18 protein-coding genes are annotated in these 21,810 nt (G+C 64.0%); 9 read left to right on the top strand and 9 right to left on the bottom strand.

The window, feature by feature from the left end:
• Nucleotides 1-16: 16 nt before the first annotated feature.
• Nucleotides 17-1,024 carry an ABC transporter permease subunit gene (locus tag F3H96_RS02415; protein ID WP_149790328.1) on the bottom strand — a complete coding sequence of 336 codons (1,008 nt, stop codon included), beginning with the start codon at nt 1,022-1,024 and terminating at the stop codon, nt 17-19.
• Between the two features lie 50 nt (nt 1,025-1,074).
• A complete protein-coding gene (locus F3H96_RS02410; protein ID WP_149790327.1) occupies nt 1,075-2,673 on the bottom strand; it encodes an ABC transporter substrate-binding protein in 1,599 nt (532 codons plus the stop codon).
• 464 nt (nt 2,674-3,137) lie between these two features.
• On the opposite strand from F3H96_RS02410, the gene F3H96_RS02405 reads away from it, so the two are divergent.
• Nucleotides 3,138-5,141, top strand: coding sequence for a long-chain fatty acid--CoA ligase (locus F3H96_RS02405; protein ID WP_149790326.1), 2,004 nt, complete (start codon nt 3,138-3,140; stop codon nt 5,139-5,141).
• Between the two features lie 71 nt (nt 5,142-5,212).
• Nucleotides 5,213-5,908, top strand: a complete 696-nt coding sequence (locus tag F3H96_RS02400; protein ID WP_149790651.1) for a 50S ribosomal protein L11 methyltransferase — start codon at nt 5,213-5,215, stop codon at nt 5,906-5,908.
• Here the strand turns inward: F3H96_RS02400 and F3H96_RS02395 are convergent.
• On the bottom strand, nt 5,841-6,566 hold the full coding sequence (locus F3H96_RS02395) for an HAD family hydrolase (RefSeq protein ID WP_149790325.1): 726 nt from the start codon (nt 6,564-6,566) through the stop codon (nt 5,841-5,843). The two genes, F3H96_RS02400 and F3H96_RS02395, sit on opposite strands and share 68 nt — an antisense overlap.
• 5 nt (nt 6,567-6,571) lie before the next feature.
• A complete protein-coding gene (pgi, locus tag F3H96_RS02390; protein WP_149790324.1) occupies nt 6,572-8,215 on the bottom strand; it encodes a glucose-6-phosphate isomerase in 1,644 nt (547 codons plus the stop codon).
• Nucleotides 8,216-8,535: 320 nt separating this feature from the next.
• Between pgi and F3H96_RS02385 the strand changes: the two genes are divergently transcribed.
• Both F3H96_RS02385 and F3H96_RS02380 read left to right on the top strand, forming a co-directional pair.
• Nucleotides 8,536-10,029: a PLP-dependent aminotransferase family protein gene (locus F3H96_RS02385; RefSeq protein WP_149790323.1), complete on the top strand. Its 1,494-nt coding sequence runs from the start codon at nt 8,536-8,538 to the stop codon at nt 10,027-10,029.
• A gap of 220 nt (nt 10,030-10,249) precedes the next feature.
• Entirely contained in the window at nt 10,250-11,839 is a 1,590-nt protein-coding gene (locus tag F3H96_RS02380; RefSeq protein ID WP_149790322.1) for a trimethylamine methyltransferase family protein, read from the top strand.
• Nucleotides 11,840-11,979: 140 nt separating this feature from the next.
• On the opposite strand, the gene F3H96_RS02375 is transcribed toward F3H96_RS02380, so the two are convergent.
• On the bottom strand, nt 11,980-12,378 hold the full coding sequence (locus tag F3H96_RS02375; RefSeq protein WP_149790321.1) for a hypothetical protein: 399 nt from the start codon (nt 12,376-12,378) through the stop codon (nt 11,980-11,982).
• Between the two features lie 124 nt (nt 12,379-12,502).
• On the bottom strand, nt 12,503-14,308 hold the full coding sequence (locus tag F3H96_RS02370; protein WP_149790320.1) for an IlvD/Edd family dehydratase: 1,806 nt from the start codon (nt 14,306-14,308) through the stop codon (nt 12,503-12,505).
• Nucleotides 14,309-14,457: 149 nt separating this feature from the next.
• On the opposite strand from F3H96_RS02370, the gene F3H96_RS02365 reads away from it, so the two are divergent.
• Nucleotides 14,458-14,904 carry a carbon monoxide dehydrogenase subunit G gene (locus tag F3H96_RS02365; RefSeq protein WP_149790319.1) on the top strand — a complete coding sequence of 149 codons (447 nt, stop codon included), beginning with the start codon at nt 14,458-14,460 and terminating at the stop codon, nt 14,902-14,904.
• Nucleotides 14,905-15,072: 168 nt separating this feature from the next.
• On the opposite strand, the gene F3H96_RS02360 is transcribed toward F3H96_RS02365, so the two are convergent.
• On the bottom strand, nt 15,073-16,245 hold the full coding sequence (locus F3H96_RS02360) for an Mrp/NBP35 family ATP-binding protein (RefSeq protein WP_149790318.1): 1,173 nt from the start codon (nt 16,243-16,245) through the stop codon (nt 15,073-15,075).
• Nucleotides 16,246-16,474: 229 nt separating this feature from the next.
• Here F3H96_RS02360 and F3H96_RS02355 point away from each other — a divergent pair, with 229 nt between their 5' ends.
• On the top strand, nt 16,475-16,852 hold the full coding sequence (locus F3H96_RS02355; protein ID WP_149790317.1) for a VOC family protein: 378 nt from the start codon (nt 16,475-16,477) through the stop codon (nt 16,850-16,852).
• 24 nt (nt 16,853-16,876) lie between these two features.
• On the opposite strand, the gene F3H96_RS02350 is transcribed toward F3H96_RS02355, so the two are convergent.
• Both F3H96_RS02350 and F3H96_RS02345 read right to left on the bottom strand, forming a co-directional pair.
• Entirely contained in the window at nt 16,877-17,881 is a 1,005-nt protein-coding gene (locus F3H96_RS02350; protein ID WP_149790316.1) for an inorganic phosphate transporter, read from the bottom strand.
• A gap of 3 nt (nt 17,882-17,884) precedes the next feature.
• Nucleotides 17,885-18,526: a DUF47 domain-containing protein gene (locus F3H96_RS02345; RefSeq protein ID WP_149790315.1), complete on the bottom strand. Its 642-nt coding sequence runs from the start codon at nt 18,524-18,526 to the stop codon at nt 17,885-17,887.
• A gap of 159 nt (nt 18,527-18,685) precedes the next feature.
• Between F3H96_RS02345 and F3H96_RS02340 the strand changes: the two genes are divergently transcribed.
• From F3H96_RS02340 to F3H96_RS02330, 3 genes are all read left to right on the top strand, one after another.
• On the top strand, nt 18,686-19,585 hold the full coding sequence (locus F3H96_RS02340) for a LysR family transcriptional regulator (RefSeq protein WP_149790314.1): 900 nt from the start codon (nt 18,686-18,688) through the stop codon (nt 19,583-19,585).
• Nucleotides 19,586-19,777: 192 nt separating this feature from the next.
• A complete protein-coding gene (locus F3H96_RS02335) occupies nt 19,778-20,257 on the top strand; it encodes a formate dehydrogenase subunit gamma (protein ID WP_149790313.1) in 480 nt (159 codons plus the stop codon).
• Nucleotides 20,254-21,810, top strand: coding sequence for an NADH-quinone oxidoreductase subunit NuoF (locus F3H96_RS02330; RefSeq protein ID WP_149790312.1), 1,557 nt, complete (start codon nt 20,254-20,256; stop codon nt 21,808-21,810). Before F3H96_RS02335 ends, F3H96_RS02330 begins: the two co-directional genes overlap by 4 nt.

Raw genomic sequence — 21,810 nt, 5'->3', positions numbered from 1 at the left:
CTGTCGACTGGCTCATTTATGCTGCCCTGATGCGCGGGTTGATGACGGCATAGAGCACATCGACGATGAGGTTCACCGCCATGACGATGAGCGCGATCAAGAGCAGACCCGACTGAACGACGACATAGTCGCGCTTGAAGATGGAATCGACCATCCACTTGCCGACGCCCGGCCAAGCGAAGATGGTCTCGGTGAGGATGGCGCCGGCGAGAAGCGTGCCGACCTGCAGGCCGATGGTGGTGACGACCGGGATCAGCGCGTTGCGCAGCGCATGCACGCCGATGACGCGGGCGGACGACAGGCCCTTGGCGCGCGCGGTGCGGACATAGTCCTCACCCAGCACCTCGAGCATGGCCGAGCGCGTCTGGCGCGCGATCACCGCCAACGGAATGGTGCCGAGCACGATCGCCGGCAGGACGAGATGGCTGAGCGCGGAGCGGAACGCGTCCCACTTGCCGTAAATCAGGCTGTCGATGGTCATGAAGCCGGTGATCGGCCTTAAGAAGAACTGCAGGCCGATGCGGCCCGAGACCGGCGTCCAGCCGAGATAGCCGGAGAAGAAGATGATGAGCAGAAGCCCCCACCAGAAGATCGGCATCGAATACCCGACAAGGGCAGTGCCCATCAGCGATTGATCGAACCATGAGCCGCGCTTGACGGCGGCGAAGATGCCGGCGGGTATGCCGATCACCATGGCGAAGATCATGGCGAAGAAAGACAGCTCCAGCGTAGCCGGGAAGAGCGTCTTGAACTCCTCGAAGACCGGGCGCTTGGATGAAATGGAAACGCCGAAATCGCCGGTGGCGACCTCACCGACATAGCGCGCATACTGCTCCCAGATCGGCAGGTTGTAGCCGAACTGTTGCTTGAGCTCTTCGTAGCGGGCGGGGGTCACGCCGTGCTCGCCGGCCATGGCGAGGATCGGGTCGCCGGGCAGCAGCCGGACAAACGCGAAGGCGCAGATGGTGATGCCGACCAGGGTCGGGATCAGGAGGGCGACTTTGTTGAGAAGATATCTGAGCATCGTCAAATGGAATGGGGCGGCGCAGGAATTGCGCCGCCCCGTTCGCAATATTATTCGGCCTTGTCAACGCCGTCGAAGCGATGAATGCCGAGCGGATCCATCTTGAAGCCGCTGACATTGTTGCGAACGACCGCGTAAACCTGGCTGTGCGCCAGCAGGAAAGCGGGCGCTTGCTTAGCGAAGATCACCTGCGCCTGCTCATAGAGCTTGGTGCGCTCGGCCTGGTCGCTGGTCTTCTTGGCCTTCTGGATCAGGTCCTCGAAGTCCTTATCGCACCAGCTCGAGTAGTTCGACACACCGATGGCGGAGCAGGCGAAGAGGGTGGCGAAGAAGTTGTCCGGATCGCCATTGTCGCCGGTCCAGCCGATCTGGAAGGCGCCGGGACGGTCCTTCTTCTTGCCTTCCTCACGATACTTCGTCCACTCGTAGTTGACGATGTTCGCCTTGACGCCGACCTTGGCCCAGTCGGCCTGGATCAGCTCGGCGGCGCGCTGGAAGTTCGGGTTGTACGGACGGACGCGGTCGGCGGCCCAGAGCTGGATTTCCTTCAGGCCGGCATCGGCCAGCACCTTCTTGGCCGCTTCCGGATTGTAGGCGTCGGTCTTCACGTCCTTGTTCCAAGACCACATGGTCGGCGGGATCAGGTTTTCGGCCGGCGTGGCGCCGGCATCCTGGAACAGCGACTTGATCAGGGCTTCCCGGTCGATCGCCTGGTTGAGCGCATGGCGCACTTCCGGCTTGTCGAGCGGCGGGATCGTGGTGTTGTAGCTCATATAGCCGATGTTCAGGCCGGCCTGATCCATCAGGGTCACGTCCTTGTTGGCCTTGATGGTGGCGATGTCGGCCGGGTTCGGATAGGGCGCGATGTCGCATTCGCCGGCCAGCACCTTCTGGATGCGGGCGGTCGCGTCAGGCGTGATGGCGAAGACCAGATCGTCGATCTTTTCCTTGCCCTTGAAATAGTCGGGGTTGGCCGCGTAGCGGATGACCGAATCCAGCTGGTAGTCGACGAACTGGAACGGACCGGTGCCGATCGGCTTGGTCGAGAAGTCGGCCATCTTGCCGTCCTTCTGGAGCTGGTCGGCATATTCCTTCGACACGATCGAGGCGAAGTCCATGCCGAGATTGGCCAACATCGGCGCGTTCGGCTCGGTCAGCGTCAGCTTGACGGTGAGGTCGTCGACCTTCTCCCACTTGGCGACATATTTCGGCATGTCCATGCCGGTGTAATAGTCCCAGGTGAGGTTGGGCAGATACTTGTCGCCGTTCCACGGATTCTGCTTGTTGAACTGGCGATCGAAGGAGAAGACGACGTCGTCGGCGTTGAGGTCGCGCGTCGGCTTGAAATAGTCGGTGGTCTGGAACTTCACACCCGGATGCAGATGGAAAGTATAGACCAGGCCATCGTCGGAAATTTCCCACTTGTCGGCGAGGCCGGGCTCGACCTCGGTGCCGCCATGCTTGAATTCGACCAGGCGCGAATAGACCGTGCGCGAAGACGCGTCGAAGTCGTTGCCGCCGGTCGTCGTACCGGGATCGAAATTGGCCGGCGACGCTTCGGAGCAATAAACGAGCGTCTTAGCACTGGCCATGCCGCTGAGGACGCTTGCAGCCAGCAACGCGGCTGCAAAAGTCATTGTCTTTTTCATTGAGCACTCCCTGATGTTCTCCCAAGCCCCTCTATCAGGCTCGCGAAGGGCGCATATAAGCACCGTTTCTTCGCCTTTGGAACACCTCGTTTGCGTACCCCATGGGAAGCAGGAAAAGAATCTAGTTTTTGCTCCCGCAGTAGAAAAAATGAGTAGTTTTTTCTGCTCACGACATTATTAACGACGGCATTTTTTTATTGATCGGCCGCCTTTCGGAACCGGCGCATGCGGTATGACCACTCGGCTCGGCCGGCCGCCCCGGCACGATGCGGGAGGCCCTCCAACCACGAGGATTTCGACGGCAAATCTTTCCCCGGCTTGCCGCAGGGGCAAGGCTTGCACGGCCGCCGATAGAGGCAATACATAGATGGCGGGCGGGATTTTCCCGGGGAAAACCGCGACAGGCGTGGAGGACGCTTCCCTGGAAGCGGGCGCCCCAGATCGAAGGCGACAGGGAGAGACAGGTGGCAAAAGCAGCCAAGACGACAGCCCCGGCGAAAGCAAAGGCCAAGGCCGCCGCCGAAAGCGATGCGCCCGAGACGGCCAAGGCCGCCGTGCCGAAGCCCAAAGCAGCCGCAAAAGCGGCGCCCGCGAAGCCGGCCGCCGCCAAGCCCGCGATCAAGGCAGCGACCGCAAAAGCCGACAAGTCGGCAGCCGCAAAAGCCAGCAAACCGGCAACCGGAAAAGCAACGGCCGCCAAGCCGGCAACCGCGACAACGGCGCCAACGGCGAGCGCCGCCAAGCCTGCCTCGAAGGCCCTGCCGAAAGAGATCACCGAACTCACTGTCGGCCTGCCGGAAAAGCCGTGGCTGAGGAGCTATCCGAAGAACATGCCGGCCGAGATCGGCGCCCTGCCCTACAAGTCCATCGGCGACTTCCTTGTCGGCGCCTGCAAGCAATTCGCCGCGCGGCCGGCCTTCGTGTGCATGGGCAAGTCGATCACCTATGCCGAGCTCGAGCGGCTCTCGGCCGCCTTCGGCGCCTACCTGCAGGCGAGAGGCCTGGAGAAGGGTGCGCGCGTGGCGCTGATGATGCCAAACGTGCTGCAATATCCGGTGGCGATGATGGCGGTGCTTCGCGCCGGCTACACGGTGGTGAACGTCAACCCGCTCTACACGCCGCGCGAACTGGAACACCAGTTGAGGGATTCCGGCGCGCAGGCGATCGTTATCCTGGAAAACTTCGCCGGAACGCTGCAGGCGGTGATCGCGAGGACGCCGGTGAAGCTCGTTATCGTCGCGGCCATGGGCGACATGCTGGGCGGGCTCAAAGGCGCCATCGTCAACCTCGTCGTGCGGCGGGTGAAAAAGATGGTTCCGGCATGGTCGCTGCCCGGCCACGTCAAATTCAACGCCGTGCTCAAGACCGGCGCGACCATCGCCTTCAAGCCGCCGGCGGTGTCGAGCGACGATATCGCCTTCCTGCAATATACGGGCGGCACGACCGGCATCTCGAAGGGCGCGACGCTGCTGCATCGCAATGTGCTTTCGAACGTCGCGCAGAATTCGCTGTGGGTGGAGGATGCCTACACGATCAAGCCGAAGCCGGCGCATCTCAACTTCATCTGCGCGTTGCCGCTCTATCACATCTTCGCGCTGACGGTGAACGCGCTGATGGGCATGCAGCAGGGCGCGCAGAACGTGCTTATTCCCAACCCGCGCGACATTCCGGGCTTCGTCAAGGAACTGGCGAAATACCCGATGCACATCTTCCCCGGCCTCAACACGCTGTTCAACGCGCTGCTCAACAATGAGGAGTTCCGCAAGCTGGATTTCAAGCCGCTGATCCTGACGCTGGGCGGCGGCATGGCGGTGCAGAAGGGCGTTGCCGAGCGCTGGAAGGCGCTGACCGGCTGCCCGGTGAGCGAGGGTTATGGGCTTTCCGAAACCTCGCCAGTGGCCACCGCCAACAAGTTCAGCTCCAGCGACTTCACCGGCACGATCGGCCTGCCGCTGCCTTCGACCGAAATCGCCATCCGCGACGACGACGGCAACAATGTGCCGCTCGGCGAAGTGGGGGAGATCTGCATTCGCGGCCCGCAGGTGATGGCCGGCTACTGGAACCGGCCCGACGAGACCGCCAAGGCGATGACCGAGGACGGCTTCTTCAAATCCGGCGACATGGGCTTCATGGACGAGCGCGGCTACACCAAGATCGTCGATCGCAAGAAGGACATGATCCTGGTCTCCGGCTTCAACGTCTATCCGAACGAGCTGGAAGAAGTGGTGGCGCATCATCCCGGCGTGCTGGAAGTGGCCGCGATCGGCGTGCCGGACGAGCATTCGGGCGAGGTGCCGAAGCTGTTCGTGGTCAAGAAGGATCCGGCGCTGACCATCGAGGCGCTGATGGCTTATTGCCGCGAGAACCTGACCGGCTACAAGCGGCCGAGATATATCGAGTTCCGCACCGAGCTGCCGAAGACGCCGGTCGGCAAGATACTGCGGCGCGCGCTGCGGGAACAGGCTTGAGCGCGCGTTCTGAGGACGCGACGCGAAAGCGGACCGAGAAGCTCGACCCGGCAGCGTTCATCCAGGCGAACATGAGGCTGGCGCCAGTGCCCTCGCTGCCGGAGATCAGGCTCTATCTGGCGCATCCCGGCAGCGGCCTCAGGCGGCTGCTCGAAGCGGACGATGCCGATGAAAGCGGCAACGATCCGCAGCCGCCTTACTGGGCCTATGCCTGGGCCGGCGGAACGGTGCTGGCGCGCCATGTCCTCGACCGACCTTCGATCGTTGCCGGACGGCGCGTGCTCGACCTCGGCGCCGGCTCGGGGTTGGTCGGCATCGCCGCGGCGAAGGCTGGGGCGCATGAGGTGGTCGCGGCGGAGGTCGACCGCAACGGCGTCGCGGCACTGCGCCTCAACGCGGAAGCCAATGGCGTCGCTATCCAGATATGTCATGAGGATGTCACGACCGGTCCGCCGCCGGCGGTCGACCTGGTGCTGGCCGGCGATGTCTTTTACGCGCAGGAAGTCGGGCAGCGCATGATGCCGTTCCTCGACCGCTGCCTCGCCGCCGGCATCGATGTGCTGGTCGGCGACCCGGGCCGCGCCTGGCTGCCCAGGCAACGGCTTTGCCTGCTTGCCGAATACCAGGTGCCGGATGTCGGTGGAAACGGCGGCAGCGAACCCAGGCCCAGCGCGGTGTTCGCTTTTGTCGCAGACCGCGTTAGCCCACCGGCACGTTCACCCTTGTCGCGAGAAAATCCGGCAGGTCGGCGACCGATTCCAGAATGACGTCCGCCATCGGCGCCAGCGAGTCGCGCGTGCCGGTGCCGGACAGCACGCCCACCGCCAGGCCGCAGCCGCCGGCGCGCGCCATTTCGAGGTCGTGGCGGTTGTCGCCGACCATGGCGATCTCACCCGGCTTCAGCCCGGTCAGATCGCAGAACGCAACGACGGTGTCCGGCGCCGGCTTCGGATTGGCCACCGCGTCATAGCCGAAGGCGGCGTCAAAGAGCTGCGCGACACCGAGCGTGGCCAGCGTCTTCTCGGCGCCGCTGGTGGAATCATTGGTGGCGACGCCCATGCGATAAGAGCGCTTGTGCAGCGCCCGCAGCGAATCGATGACGCCGGGAAGCGCCACCGCCATCGACGAGCCCTGCACCGAGGTGATTTCGTTAAAGCGGGAAACGGCCAGCATCTGGTCCTCGTTGGACAAGCGCGGGAACCAGAGCTCGACGACATCCATATTCGAGCCGGAAGCAAAGATCGAATCGGGCTTGAAGCGCTTGCTGGCGAAATCGAAGCCGGCGGCGGCGAGCAGCCTGTCGGCCTTCCAGCGATCGCCCTCGGCGGCGTCCATGGCCATGAAATCGGCGATGCCGAGCCAAGTTGCGTTGAAATCGACAAGCGTTCCGTCCTTGTCGAAGAGAATTCCCTTGATGACCGCCAATCCCGTTACTCCGCACCGCGCAATTGGTGGATGTGTCCCACCAGTCCGGCAGTCGAGGCGTCGCGGTTTGCGGCAGTCTCCTTGCCCTCAACGACAGGCAGCAGGCCCGTCGCCAGTTCCTTGCCGAGCTCGACGCCCCATTGGTCGAAGGAATTGATGTTGAACAGCGTGCCCTCGACGAAGACGCGATGTTCGTAGAGCGCGATAAGCCGGCCCAACGTGCGCGGATCGAGCTTGCTGTAAAGGATGGTCAGCGAGGGCCGGTTGCCCGAAAAGACGCGGTGCGGCGCGATCCTGTCGACATCGGCCGGCTTCATGCCCTTGGCCAGCATCTGCGCGCGCGCCTCTTCCAGCGTGCGGCCCTTCATGAAGGCTTCGGACTGCGCCAGGCAATTGGCTAGCAGCAGGTCGTGCTGGTGCTTCAGGTCGGGCTCATGGCCAATGGCGGCGGCAAGGAACTCGACCGGGATGAAGTCCGTGCCCTGGTGCAACAGCTGGAAGAAGGCATGCTGGCCGTTGGTTCCGGGCTCGCCCCAGACCAGCGGGCCGGTGGGCGTGGTGACGGCGGTGCCGTCCAGCGTGACGCTCTTGCCGTTCGATTCCATGTCGAGCTGCTGCAGATAGGCCGGCAGGCGCGACAGGCGCTGGTCGTAAGGGATGACGGCGCGGGCCGGATATTTGCAGACGACCCGGTGCCACCAGCCGATCAGCCCCAAAAGCACCGGCAAGTTCTTCCGTACCGGTGCTGAGCGGAAATGTTCGTCCATCTCGTGCGCGCCGTCGAGGAAGGCGCGGAAGTTGCGCGGACCGATGGCGATCATCACCGGCAGGCCGATTGCGCTCCAGACCGAATAGCGGCCGCCGACCCAATCCCAGAAGCCGAAGACGCGGTCCGACGCGATGCCGAACTTCGCCACAAGGTCGAGCGCGGTCGAGACGGCGGCGAAATGCTTGCCGATCGCCTCCTTGCCGAGCGCCTTTTCCACCCATTTGCGCGCCGTCTCGGCATTGGTCATCGTCTCGACCGTTGTGAAGGTCTTGGAGGCGATGATGAACAAGGTCGTCTCGGGAGACAGGCCCTTCAGCGTGTCGTGGATATGGGCGCCGTCGACATTGGAGACGTAATGCGCGCGCGGCCCGTCATGGTAGGGAGCGAGCGCAAGCGTCACCATCGCCGGGCCGAGGTCCGAGCCGCCGATGCCGATGTTGACGATGTCGGTGATCTTCTTGCCGGTGGCGCCGGCCGCCTTGCCGGAGCGGATTGCGTCGGCGAAGGCGCCCATGGCGTCGAGCACGGCAATCACATCGGCCTTGGTGTCCTGGCCATCGACCACGACGCTCTTGCCGGTCAGATTGCGCAGCGCAGTGTGCAGCACGGCGCGGTTCTCGGTGATGTTGATCTTCTTGCCTTCGAACATGGCTGCGCGGCGGCTTTCGAGACCGGCGGCCCCGGCGAGGCTTTCCAGCATCGTCATCGTATTTGCGTCGACGGCGCATTTCGACCAGTCGAGCAGAAGATCGCCATCGTTGGCGGAGAATTTCTCGAAACGTTTGTGGTCGGCGGCGAAGGCCTCGCGCATGGTGCCCGATGCCGCCGCGCGCTGGTCGCGCAAAGCGGCAAGTTGCTTGTCGAAAGAAGACTGATCCACTGGCGGGCTCCTGGCGGGTTTTTAGTCTCATGTTAACAGGCCGGATGTTTCCGGCGCGTGTCGTCGCGTCATTGTATTGTGGCGATTTCCATTCGTTCAAGCGCGGCGATGACGCATGCGCCACGCCGTGGCGATGACACTGCGCGTCGCGCATTTCTGATGCATCGCGCTCGGCAGCGATGACGCTGCGCGTCACGCAATAGATCACTGGCATAAATCCCAGCGATCAGAAAAATTGATTGGCGCAACCCCTTGTGCCACCCATACACTCGACTGGTCCAGCCAAGTGAAAACAGCTGGCCATCCGAGGATGATTTCCCATGCCACAGCGCAATGATACGGCCATATGGTCCGGCCTGTTCCGGATTTCGGCTGAATCCGGTCAAACCCTCCAGGCGCAGATCCGCCAGGCGATCGTCGCGGCCATTCTCGACCGACAAATCGCCGCTTCGATGCCGCTGCCGTCGTGCCGAATTCTCGCGGAAAAACTGGGCGTTGCCCGCGGCACGGTGGTGCTGGCCTTCCAGCAGCTGGTCGACCAGGGCTTCCTGGTGGCGCGCGAACGGCGCGGCCATTTCGTCAATCCGGACGTGCTGGCCACCCCCGCCAAGCCACACCAGAAGGCGCCCGACCAGCAGAACGAGATCGACTGGAAGGCACGCCGGCAGATCGCCGCCAGCGACATGCCGCCGCCGGCCAAGCACGACAACTGGATCAAGTCCTCATACCCGTTCGTCTACGGCCAGTTCGATCCGGCGCTGTTCCCGACCGCCGAATGGCGCGAGTGCAACCGCATGGCGCTGGCCGTGCTCGAGATCCGCAACTGGGCGTCCGACATGGTGGACCGCGACGATCCGCTGCTGATCGAGCAGATCCAGGCCAGGCTTCTGCCGCGGCGCGGCATCTTCGCCAATCCGGATGAGATCATCGTGACGCTGGGCGCGCAGAATGCGCTCTATATGCTGGCCACGCTGCTGATGACCAAGGGCTCGAAGGTGGCGATGGAAGACCCGGGTTATCCGGATGCACGTTCCATCTTCCGGCTCGCCGGCGCCGATATCCAGCCAGTTCCAGTCGACCAGTCGGGCATCGTGACCTCGTCGATCCCCAGCGATTCCGGCTTCGTCTTCGTCACGCCCAGCCACCACTGCCCGACCATGGTGCCGCTGTCGGCGGAGCGGCGGCAGGATCTTCTGGCGCGCGCCAACCGCAACAACCAGATCATCATCGAGGACGGCTATGACAGCCAGTTGCTCGACGAGGCGCCGCAGCAGGCGCTGAAGAGCCTCGATCGCTCGGGTCGCGTCGTCTATGTCGGCTCGATGTCGAAAACGTTGGCTCCGGGTCTCAGGCTTGGCTACATCGTGGCCTCTGCCGGACTGATCGCCGAACTTCGAGCGCTGCGCCGCTTCATGCTCAGGCACCCGCCGGCGAACAACCAGCGCGCCGTTGCGCTGTTCCTGTCGCTCGGCCACCACGAGGCGCTGGTGCGCAGGCTTTCCGCCGCCTTTGACGAGCGGCGCAAGCGTCTGGTCCATGCGATTTCCGCGTTCCTGCCAGAATGGCGCTCGACCGACTCGGCGGGCGGCACATCGCTCTGGCTGGAAGGGCCGCGCGGCACCGATTCACGCGGCCTTGCCGAAGCCGCCGCCTCGCGCAGCGTCATCATCGAACCTGGCGACCGGTTCTTCGACCGCAGCGAAGAGCCCTCGCGTTTCATGCGCTTGGGCATCTCCTCGATCTCGCTGCAGCATATCGAGCCGGGCATCCGCGAACTCGCCACCGCCGCCGGGCGCAGGCCCGCGGCCGCTTGATCGCACAGACTTCGCGAAAAGAGCCGGCATAGCGCCGGCTCTTTTCGTTTGGGCAGAGCCTTGCCGCTTTAGAACTCTGGCATATTCGACGGGAATGATTGGCCCATAGGCTGTACCAATGGCGGCGGCATAGTCGGGGCCAGAAGGGGACGAGGCAGGCCGATGGTGGACCAACCGCCGCGTCCCGCCCCGTAGATAAAGACAAAGGTGGAGTGCTTCCATGTCAGTGGCTCTCGAGAAGCAGGAAGCGTCGTCGGACCAGCGTTCGCGGCGTTCCGGCGGGCGCGAAGCGCGCCGCGCGATGCGGGCGGCGCCTTTAGCCGACGACATCCGTCCGGTGCGAGCGGGGCTTGAGGGCGGCAGCTACGGGCCATTGAGCCAGAACGACCGCGAACGCATCCACGAGGCGGTGCTGACGCTGCTGGAAACGGTCGGCTTCGCCAACGCCATCCCGTCCTGCATCGAAGCGCTGACCCGGGTCGGCGGCACCTACGGCGACGACGGCCGCATCCGGCTGCCGCGCGCGCTGGTGCTGGACACGATCAAAAGAGCGGCGCGCAACTTCACGCTCTGCGGCCAGGATCCGAAGCACGACATGCTGATCCAGGGCAAACGCGTGCATTTCGGCACGGCGGGCGCGGCGGTGCACCTGGTCGACGTCGAGAAGCGCGAATATCGCGAATCGCTGCTGCAGGATCTCTACGACGCCGCCCGTCTCGTCGATGGGCTGGACAACATCCATTTCTTCCAGCGCACCATGGTGCCGCGCGACATCCCCGATCCGCTCGATATGGATTTCAACACGCTCTATGCCTGCGTGATGGGCACGGCCAAGCATGTCGGCACCTCCTTCACCGTGCGCGAAAACGTCAAGCCGGCGCTGGAAATGCTCTATGCGATCGCCGGCGGCGAGGAGAATTTCCGGGCGCGGCCGTTCGTGTCGAACTCGAACTGTTTCGTCGTGCCGCCGATGAAGTTCGCCGAGGATGCCTGCGGCGTGCTCGAAGCCTGCGTCGAGGGCGGCATTCCGATCCTGCTTCTGTCGGCCGGCCAGGCCGGCGCCACGGCGCCGGCGGCGATTGCCGGGGCCGTCGTGCAGGCGGTGGCGGAAGTGCTGATGGGCCTGGTCTACGTCAACGCCATCAAGCCCGGACATCCGGCGATCTTCGGCACCTGGCCGTTCGTCTCAGACCTGAGGACCGGCGCCATGTCCGGCGGTTCGGCGGAGCAGGCGGTGCTGACCGCCGCCTGCGCGCAGATGGCGCAATATTACGACCTGCCCGGCGGTTCGGCCGCCGGCATGTCGGACTCCAAGCTGCCCGACATCCAGGCCGGCTACGAGAAGGGCATTACCAATGTCATGGCCGGGCTGGCGGGCCTGAACCTGGTCTATGAATCGGCCGGTATGCACGCCTCGCTGCTCGGCTTCTGCCTCGAAAGCCTGATCATCGACAACGACATGCTCGGACATTGCCTGCGCTGCGTGCGCGGCATCGAGGTGACCGAAGACGCACTGTCGATCGACACCATCACCGATGTCTGCCTCAAGGGTCCCGGGCACTATCTCGGCAACGAGCAGACGTTGAAGCTGATGCAGACCGAGTATTTCTATCCCGCCGTCGGCGACCGTTTCTCGCCCAAGGAATGGAACGAAAAGGGCCGGCCCGACATCCTGTCGCGGGCCATCGCGGAGAAGAAACGGGTGCTTGCCGAGCGTTTCCCGCGCCACGTCTCGCGCGTGCTCGACGACAAGCTGCGCGCCCGCTTCGGCGAGATGATCAAGTTGCCGCGCAACAAGATGGGCGGCTAGGATACCCTGATATTCAGGTGAGGCCGGTCTGCAAACGGCACCTTCCTGCGCTTCCGGTGCTCACGTACTTTAAGTACGCTCCGCTCCGGTTCTCGGAAAGCACCGTTTTCGACTCGGCTTGACCTGAATCTCAGCGCATCCTACTCGGCACTCAGCCCGTAGCGCTCGACGACCTCGGCGTTGATCAGCTTGGCGTGCAGCGTCATCAGCACGATCTGCGCGTCGAAGCTGTCGCCGGTCTCCAATGCCGCCTCGATGCGGCGCTCGACCGCCAATGTCGGCTCACGGCCATTGGCCTGCTCGAACACATCCGGCCCGGCGACGCAATAACCACAGAGCTGCGCCACCGACGCATAGGCGTCCGCCGGCGGCTCGGCCGGCCAGCGGTCGTTCATCAGATTGACGATGGTGAGCTTTACGCCCTCGGGAACCAGGGCGGGATGCAGGTCGGCCGCGCGCAGCGCGTCGTCGAGCTGGCGCAGGTCGCCCGAGCGGCCGAACATGCCGAGGAAGCCAAGGGAAGAACGCCGTTTCGCCACGATGGTCTCTCTCCTTCGCAAGCCTGCCGAGATCGAGCTTATCTGTGGACGCCGGGGAGCCGAAACAAGGCATGAGAAAGGGCGGCCCGCTGTCCGCAAGCCGCCCTGCCTGAGTCGAACACGTTCAGTGATTGTCGCGCGGCACGCCGCTGGTATGGGCGACGTCCTGATACTTCACCGCCGGCTTCAGCACCATGCCGGCCGAGAACTGGTCGACCATGCCGCGCTGGATCTCCTGCCAGGGCGTCTGGTGCTTGGGGTAGTGATAGCCGCCATCGCCCTGCAGCGCCGCACGCCGCTTGGCGATCTCCTCGTCGCTGACGAGGATGTTGGCCGTGCCCTTCCTGAGGTCGATGCGCACGCGGTCGCCGGTCTTGAGCAGCGCAAGGCCGCCGCCGATGGCGGCTTCCGGCGAGGCGTTGAGGATCGACGGCGAACCAGAGGTGCCGGACTGACGGCCGTCGCCGATGCAGGCCAGCGCATGGATGCCCTTCTTGATGAGATGGGCCGGCGGCTGCATGTTGACGACCTCGGCGCCGCCCGGATAGCCGACCGGACCGGCGCCGCGCATGAACAGGATCGTGTGCTCGTCGATGCCCTGCGCCGGGTCGTCGATACGGGCGTGATAATCCTCCGGGCCGTCGAAGACCATGGCGTTGCCTTCGAAAGCCTCGGGGTCGTTCGGATTGGAGAGATAGCGCTGGCGGAATTCGGGCGAGATGCCGCTGGTCTTCATGATCGCGGAATCGAACAGATTGCCCTTGAGATTGATGAAGCCTGCATTGGCCTTGAGCGGCTTGTCGGCGCTGCGGATGACATCGTGGTTCTCGTTGACGGCATCCCTGCAATTGTCGCCCATCGACCTGCCGTTGACGGTGACGGCATCGGGATGCGGCAACAGGCCGCCCTTCATCAATTCGGCGACGACCGCCGGCACGCCGCCGGCGTGGTGATAATCCTCGCCGAGATACTCGCCCGTCGGCTGCAGGTTGACGAGGAGCGGGATATCGAGGCCGATCTTCTGCCAGTCGTCATTGTCGAGCGGCACGCCGAGATGGCGGGCAATCGCATTGAGATGGATCGGCGCGTTGGTGGAGCCGCCTATGGCCGAATTGACGACGATGGCGTTCTCGAAGGCCTCGCGGGTCATGATGTCGGACGGCTTCAGGTCCTCATGCACCATGTCGACGATGCGCTTGCCGGTCTCGTAGGCGATCTGGCCGCGCTCGCGATAGGGCGCGGGGATGGCGGCCGAGCCAGGCAGTTGCATGCCGAGCGCTTCGGCCAGCGAGTTCATGGTGGTGGCGGTGCCCATGGTGTTGCAATAGCCGGTCGACGGCGCCGACGAGGCGACGATGTCCATGAACTCGTCATAGCCGATCTCGCCGGCCGAAAGGCGCTGGCGCGATTCCCAGACGATGGTGCCGGAACCGGTGCGCTTGCCCTTGTGCCAGCCGTTCAGCATCGGGCCGACCGACAGCGCGATGGCGGGAATGTTGACGGTAGCGGCCGCCATCAGCAGCGCCGGCGTGGTCTTGTCGCAGCCGATGGTGAGCACGACGCCGTCGAGAGGATAACCGTAGAGCACCTCGACGAGACTGAGATAGGCAAGGTTGCGGTCGAGCGCGGCGGTGGGACGCTTGCCGGTTTCCTGGATCGGGTGGCACGGGAACTCGAACGGAATGCCGCCCATCGAGACGATGCCTTCGCGCACGCGCTTGGCAAGCTCGAGGTGATGCCGGTTGCAGGGCGAAAGGTCGGAACCGGTCTGTGCGATACCGATCAGCGGCTTGCCCGACATCAGCTCGGCGCGCGTCAGGCCGTAATTCAGATAGCGCTCGAGATACAGCGCCGTCATGCCCGGATTGTCGGGATTGTCGAACCACTCCTGCGAGCGAAATTTCTTCTTCTTGGTGGGGGCGCCTGCCATGGTGGTCTCCGTATTTGTATGACAAATCGATATGACAATGCGTTCATGCAGGCAAGAGGCAGGCGCGCCGCGACCCGGACTTTGGTGCGATAGACTTGTTTCGGGCCGCGCGCTACGACCAATCGACAACAGCAATCCGGGAGGTCTTGATGGCTTTGGTGATCGAAGGCGAGGAGCACATCGCCGCACCCGTCGCGAAAGTGTGGGAAGCCCTCAACGACCCGGAGATCCTGAAAGACGCAATTCCCGGCTGCCAGAGCCTGGAGAAGAATTCGGACACCGAGATGGCGGCGACGGTGGTGCTGAAGATCGGGCCGATCAAGGCGACCTTCAACGGCGCCGTGACGCTGAAGAACCTCAAGCCGCCGCACTCCTATACCATCCAGGGCGAAGGTAAGGGCGGCATTGCCGGCTTCGCCAAGGGCGGCGCCGATGTGACGCTGACCGCTGACGGACCGGAGGCCACGGTGCTCAAATACGCTGCCAAGGCGGAGGTCGGCGGCAAGATCGCCCAGCTCGGCAGCCGATTGATCGAATCGACATCGAAGAAGCTGGCCGGGCAGTTCTTCTCGACGTTTGCGGAGAAGCTGGGTTAACCCCTTCCCTTGAGTGGCCCAAAGGGTCGGGCGGGTCCGTGATGAAGCGCTCGGCGCGATTTCTTCATAGGTCCGAGACAGCTCGGATCAGGTTGAGGCGGTTGAGGCGACCCCTCCCGACCGGACTTCGTCTGGCTACCCTCCGCTCAAGGGGGTGGGCTATCCGCGTTATTCGAAGACGATTGTCGGCGCCGCCTCCGCCGCGCCGCGCTCTTCCTGGACGCGCTCCCAGACCTTGCTTGCGATGTCGCGATAGATCTTCGCCTCGGCGCCGTCCGGCTTGGAGACCACCACCGGCGCGCCCGCGTCCGAGCTTTCGCGAATGCCCATCTCCAGCGGCACTTCGCCGAGGAAGGTGACGCCAAGGCGTTCGGCCTCGCGGCGCGCGCCGCCATGGCCGAAAATGTCGTAGCGCTTGCCGGTATCCGGGGCGAGGAAATAGCTCATGTTCTCGACGATGCCGAGCAGCGGCACGTCGACCTTCTTGAACATGTTGAGGCCCTTGCGGGCGTCGATCAGCGCCAGATCCTGCGGCGTCGAGACGATGACGGCACCAGCGAGCGGCACCTGCTGGGCCATGGTCAGCTGGGCATCGCCGGTGCCGGGCGGCATGTCGACGACCAGCACGTCGAGCGATCCCCACTCGACTTCACGCAGCATTTGGGTCAGCGCCGACATCACCATCGGACCGCGCCAGATCATCGGCGTCTCCTCATCGACGAGGAAGCCCATCGACATCACCTTGAGGCCGTAATTCTGCATCGGCTTCAGCACCTTGCCGTCGACGGTCTGCGGCCGGCCATGGATGTCGAGCAGCCGCGGCATCGACGGGCCATAGATGTCGGCGTCGAGCACGCCGACCTTCAACCCGTTGGCGGCAAGGCCGAGCGCCAGGTTGACCGCGGTGGTCGATTTGCCGACGCCGCCCTTGCCGGAAGCAACCGCGATGATGGCGTCGATGCCGGGCACGCCGCGCTTGCCATGGCTTCGCGAAGCCGGCGCCTGCGGCGCGGGACGCTGGGGCGCCGGCGGCGGAGCGACAGGCTGCGCGGCAGCCGGGCGCGGCTGGACCGGCGCTTCCATGCCGCCGCCCTTCTTCTCCGCGGTAAGCGCGACGACGGCGCTGGCGACGCCGGGAATTGCCTTCACCGCGCGCTCGGCGGCGGCGCGCAACGGCTCGAGCTCCTGGGCGCGGGCGGCGGGAACCGTGATCGAGAAGAACACCTTGGAATCGGCGATGAATATCTCGGAGACCATGCCGAGGTCGACGATGTTGCCGGTAAAGTCCGGCCCGTTGACCGTCTTCAGCCGCTCTATGACAATTTCTTTGGTGACGGCCATGGTCTTTCCTCGAGCTTTGGCGTTCCAGATAGTGCAGTTTCCCGGCAGAACCAAGCCGTGGCGCAAATGGTTGGCCATGCGTGCTCCGGAAAGCGACGGATGGTGTCGGATTTGCCAAGCGCGGAGCGGAATCAAGGATCGGGTTCGACCTCGGCCATGGCCAAACAGGCCGCTTGCGCTATTTCGGTTCGATCACGCGTCGGCACGACAACCGGAGAAGGAGACGGCGATGCTCGAAAACAGCAATGCGACAGCCAATCTCGCGGTGAAGGACCTGGAGAAGGCCAAGGCGTTCTACGAAGGCACGCTCGGCCTCAGCCAAGTCGATGGCATGGGCGGCGAGCTGATCGTCTACAAAAGCGGCGACACACTCATCAACGTCTATCGTTCGCAGTTCGCCGGCACCAACAAGGCGACGGCCGTAACCTGGGCGGTCGACGACCGGATCGATGCGATCGTCAAGTCGCTGCGCTCGAAGGGCGTTACCTTCGAACATTACGATATGCCTGGGCTGTCGCTCGAGGGCGACGTCCACGTCGGTCACGGCATGAAAGTCGCCTGGTTCAAGGATCCCGACGGCAACATCCTGAACCTGGTGGGTAAATAGTCCCGCGCTCGGGATCCGGTCGTATCATCCGGCCAAGCGGGTAGCGAGATAGGTGAGCGCGGAAATCGCCGCTGTCGCAGGCAAGGTGATCACCCAAGCGACGACGATGTTGCCGGCGATGCCCCAGCGCACGGCGGAGACGCGGCGGGCGGCACCCACGCCGATGATAGAGCCGGTGATGGTGTGGGTGGTCGAGACCGGGACACCGAGCCAGGTGGCGGCGAAAAGCGTGATCGCGCCGCCGGTCTCGGCGCAAAACCCCTGCATTGGGTTCAGCCGCGTGATCTTCGATCCCATCGTGTGGACGATGCGCCAGCCGCCGAACAGCGTGCCCAGCGCCAGCGCCGACTGGCAAGTGAGGACCACCCAGAGCGGCACGTAGAAAGTCTGGCCGAGCGCGCCTTGCGAATAGAGCAGCACGGCGATGATGCCCATGGTCTTCTGCGCGTCGTTGCCGCCATGCCCCAGCGAATAAAGCGAGGCGGAAAAGAACTGCAGGACGCGAAACGTATTGTCGACCGCGAACGGTGTCTGCAGCACGAACAGCCACGACACGAGGAGAATAAGGACAAGCGCCAGCACGAATCCGGTCGCCGGGGAGAGCACGATGGCCGCGACCGTCTTGCCGAGCCCTGACCAGACGATGGCGCCGGTTCCGGCCTTGGCAACGCCGGCGCCGACCAGCCCGCCGATCAGCGCGTGCGAGCTGCTCGACGGAATGCCGGCGACCCAGGTGACGATGTTCCAGACGATGGCGCCGACAAGCGCGGCGAAAATCACCGCCGGCGTGACGATGCTGGCGTCGACGATGCCTTTTCCCACCGTCTCGGCGACATGCAAGCCGAAGAACAGGAAGGCGATGAAGTTGAAGAAAGCCGCCCAGAACACCGCGTAATGCGGCCTGAGCACGCGGGTGGAGACGATGGTCGCGATCGAATTGGCGGCGTCGTGCAGCCCGTTGAGGAAATCGAAGAACAGCGCCACGGCGACAAGGCCGACCAGCAGGGGAAAGGCGATCGTGGCGTCCATCGCCTAAACGTTCTCGATCACGATGCCGCTGATCTCGTTGGCGACGTCCTCGAAACGATCGACCACCTTCTCCAGTTGCCCATAAATCTCGCTGCCGATCAGATAAGCCATGGCGTCGCTGCGGCCATGCCGCCTGAACAGATCCTTGAGGCCCTGCTCGTGCAGGTCATCGGCGCGGCCCTCGACGTGCATGACCTCCTCGGCGATGGCATTGAGGCGTACGGCATTGGCGCCGACCTTGCCGAGCAGCGGGATGGCCTCCGCGACCAATCGAGCCGCCTGGACGATGACGTCGCCCATCTCCTGCATCAAGGGGTCGAATTCTCTCACCTCGAACAGTTTCACCGTCTTGACGGTCTTGTGCATCATGTCGATGGCGTCATCCATCGACTGGATCAGGTCCTTGATGTCGCCGCGATCGAAGGGCGTGATGAAGGAGCGCCTGACGGCAAGCAGAACTTCCGCCGTGATGCCGTCGGCCTCGTTTTCGAGATCGATAATCTTTTGACACCAGCGGTCGATGTCCTTGCCATGGAGAAGCTGCTCGAGAGCCTCGGCGCCGCCGACCACGGTGCGCGAATGCCGTTCGAACAGATCGAAGAAGCGATCTTCGCGCGGCAACAGCTTGCGAAACCAGCCCAGCATCTCGTCCCTCCTTGCATCCTCCTATCCCACATACCGCCATGCGCGGCACGGGAAAACAGATAGCCGGCTCAAAAATGTGGACGATATCCGATTGCGCGTGCGACTTGCGCGGCAAGGCGATTTCCCCGACCTTGGGCAAACCGTGGTGGAACGGATGGCATGATCGACAAGCTGGAATTCTTCATCGCTTTGGCCAAGGAGGAGCATTTCGGCCGGGCCGCGGAGGTGTGCGGCGTCACCCAGCCGACGCTGTCGGCCGGCATCAAGCAGCTCGAGGAGCAGCTCGGCGTCATGCTGGTGCTGCGCGGCTCGCGCTTCCAGGGCCTGACGCCGGAAGGCAAGCAGGTGCTGGTGTGGGCGCGCCGTATCGTCGGCGACTCAAGGACCATGCGCGAGGAAATGCGGGCGGCGCGTCACGGCCTCGCAGGCCGCATCCGCATTGCGGCGGTCCCCACGGCTTTGGCCATGGTGGCGCGGCTGACGACGCCGTTTCGCGAAAAGCATCCGGGCGTCACCTTCTCGGTCCTGTCGCGCACCTCGATCGAGGTGTTGACGCTGCTCGGCAATTTCGACGTCGATGCCGGCATCACCTATCTCGACAATGAACCGCTCGGCCGCGTCACCAGCGTGCCGCTCTATGACGAGCGCTACCAGCTGATCACGGCGATCGGGAACCCCTATTCGGACCGCGACAAAGTGACTTGGGCCGAGATCAGCCAGTTGCCGCTCTGCCTGCTGACGCCAGACATGCAGAACCGCCGCATCATCGACCAGCATCTGGCGGAAGCCGGTGTGCAGGTGCGCCCGACGCTGGAATCCAACTCGATGATCGTCCTGTTCTCGCACATAAGGACGGGCAAATGGTCGTCGATCATGCCACTCAACCTTGCGGAAACATTCGGCTTTTCCGAGCCTATCCGGGCAATCCCGATCGTCGAGCCGGACGCCAGGCACACAGTCGGGCTGGTGGCGGCGCCGCGCGAACCGCACACGCCGCTGGTGCAGGCGCTGCTGGACGAGGCGATGGCGCTGGCGGACGATTTCCGTGCCCATCGCTAGGCTAGAGAATGCGAGCTGCCGCGTGTTGATAGAAAATTTCTATCAACCAACGGAAGCGCTTTATTGATCTCGGAGGTTTCCTCTGATTTCGTAAGGACTTAGCGATATTGCGTCCGCGCATGTCGTTGCCCCAAAATTGCTAAGAGTTTGGGCGACATATGGTTGGATGCCACGACCCAGGGAGGGCGCTGCGTGACCATGCAGGCCGCAAGTACCGAGATCGCGTCGCGCACGGCGGCGATCGTTGACGAGATGAAGGGCCTCGAAGGCCCGCTGCTGCCGATCCTGCACAGCATACAGGAAGAATTCGGGCACGTTCCGAAGGACGCCCTGCCGGTTATCGCCGACGGGCTGAACCTGTCGCGGGCCGAGGTGCATGGCGTCGTCAGCTTTTATCATGATTTTCGCGCCCAGCCGGCCGGGCGGCATGTGCTGAAACTCTGCCAGGCGGAAGCCTGCCAGTCGATGCGTTCGGACGCCGTTGCCGCCAAGGTCAAGCAATTGCTCGGCATCGATTTTCACGAGACCACGCGCGACGGATCGGTTACACTGGAGCCGGTCTACTGCCTCGGGCTCTGCGCCTGCTCGCCGTCGGCGATGCTTGACGGCGAAGTGATCGGCCGGCTCGACGACGAGAAGATCGAAGAGATCGTCGCGGAGGTGCGTTCATGATCCCGCGCATCTATATCCCCTGCGATTCCGGCGCCATCGCGCTCGGCGCCGAGAAGGTCGCCAAAGCGATCGAGAAGGAACTCAAGGAGCGCGGCGTCGAAGCCAAGATCGTGCGCAACGGCTCGCGCGGCGCCTATTTCCTGGAGCCGATGGTCGAGGTGGCCACGGACGAGGGCCGCGTCGCCTACGGGCCGGTCAAGCCGTCGGACGTGAAAAGCCTGTTCGACAGCGGCTTCCTCAAGGCCGGCCATCACAAGCGCTGGCTGGGCTCCCCCGACAAGATACCCTTCTTCGCCAAGCAGACGCGGCTGACCTTCGCGCGCTGCGGCGTCATCGATCCGCTGTCGCTGGACAGCTATAAGTCGCATGGCGGCCTGGCGGGCCTGCAGAACGCGGTCGCCATGGCGCCCGCCGACATCGTCAGCCAGGTCACCGAATCCGGCCTGCGCGGCCGCGGCGGCGCCGGCTTCCCGACCGGCATCAAGTGGAAGACGGTGCTGGATACCAAATCCGACCGCAAATACATCGTCTGCAACGCCGACGAGGGCGACAGCGCCACTTTCGCCGACCGCATGATCATGGAGGGCGATCCCTTCGTGCTGATCGAAGGTATGGCGATCGCCGGCATCGCCACCGGCGCGACCAAAGGTTTCGTCTACATCCGCTCGGAGTATCCGCACGCGGTGGCGACGATGAACAAGGCCGTCGCCATCGCCCGCAAGGCGGGTGTGCTGGGCGTCAATGTGCTGGGTTCGCCCAACGCCTTCGACATGGAGATCCGCGTCGGCGCCGGCGCCTATGTCTGCGGCGAGGAAACTTCGCTGTTAAACAGCCTCGAGGGCAAGCGCGGCGTGGTGCGCGCCAAGCCGCCGCTGCCGGCCATCCAGGGCCTGTTCGGCAAGCCGACGGTGATCAACAACGTGATCAGCCTGGCCTCGGTGCCGATCATCATGGACAAGGGCGCCGCCTACTACAAGGATTTCGGCATGGGGCGCTCGCGCGGCACGATCCCGATCCAGATCGCCGGCAACGTCAAGCATGGCGGCCTGTTCGAGACGGCCTTCGGCTTGACGCTCGGCGAAATCGTCGACGAGATCGGCGGCGGCACGGCTTCGGGGCGTCCGGTGAAGGCAGTGCAGGTCGGCGGCCCGCTCGGCGCCTATTTCCCGCGCGCTCTGTTCGACACGCCGTTCGACTACGAAGAATTCGCCAAGCGCGATGGACTGATCGGCCATGCCGGCATCACCGTGTTCGACGACACGGCCGACATGCTGAAGCAGGCGCGCTTCGCCATGGAGTTCTGCGCCATCGAAAGCTGCGGCAAGTGCACGCCCTGCCGCATCGGCTCGACGCGCGGCGTGGAGGTTCTCGACAAGGTCGCCGCGGGGATCGAGGCGGAGAAGAACCTCGCTCTGGTCGCCGACCTCTGCAACACGATGAAGTTCGGATCGCTCTGCGCACTGGGCGGTTTCACGCCCTATCCGGTGATGAGCTCGATCACGCATTTCCCCGAGGACTTCAAGCCGGCGCCGGCGCGCGTGGCTGCTGAATAG

Origin of the sequence: Mesorhizobium sp. NFR06, assembly GCF_900115245.1 — a bacterium.
In the GTDB taxonomy this organism is placed as follows: domain Bacteria; phylum Pseudomonadota; class Alphaproteobacteria; order Rhizobiales; family Rhizobiaceae; genus Mesorhizobium.
The sequence above is the reverse complement of the archived record's forward strand: the minus strand, read 5'-3'. Positions and strand labels throughout refer to the sequence as shown.